We start from the raw sequence: 711 nt of genomic DNA, 5'->3' as shown, positions 1-711 counted from the left end.
CCGAAGCGCTCGGGAAACTTAAAATCACTACCAATTTGTAGAGAGCTAAAATTTTGCGAGCGGCTTTCTTTTCTTGAAAAGCCTGCGTGTTGAATCTTGCCGTAGATCAGTTGCTGTTCACCCCAAAAGCGCGTGTAGCGGAAAATGCTGGTGCCCACGGCAAAGGTCATGGCCCTGTTGTGCGTCGATAAGTCTTCGGAGTATCCGATATCAAAAAATGGTACGAGTTTCAGCTTTTTGCTATCCCAGTAGTCTTTTTCTAGGCCCAAGGCTACGGTGATGGTAGACGCATCTTCAAGAGGTCTGGTTTCTTCAATCTCATCATATGCAAAGTTAGCCAGACCCACTGATATGGGAATGCGCAAGTGAACGTCTTCCAAATAGTCAATGTCATCCCAATCCGGGTCGAATACCAATGGGATATTAAACACTGTGACATCATTGCCTGAAGAGCTATAAATACCCGAACCAAAGTAGGTTGAGAACGCAAAGTGCGGCGCGAGTTGTTCCTCTGCCTTGGCATTGTTCACCGGTACGCAAAGCGCAAACAGGGTTGCGAGTATGTATACAATGGGCATGGTTAAACGAGTAGACATGAAAGGCGACTGGGACATCCTTTCATCGTAACAATAACCTATTGATCGAGACCAGTTCTTCGCCTAAGAATGTTTGCCTAAATAGCGATTTTGATCGAAGAGTCGCACCCAGTGA

1 protein-coding gene is annotated in these 711 nt (G+C 46.1%); it reads right to left on the bottom strand.

Annotation, left to right across the window (positions count from 1 at the left end):
- On the bottom strand, positions 1-614 hold a 614-nt coding region (locus A3750_RS24720; RefSeq protein WP_156498934.1), incomplete at its 3' end, for a hypothetical protein.
- Positions 615-711: the final 97 nt, after the last annotated feature.

The organism is Oleiphilus sp. HI0079 (assembly GCF_001635105.1).
The sequence above is the reverse complement of the archived record's forward strand: the minus strand, read 5'-3'. Positions and strand labels throughout refer to the sequence as shown.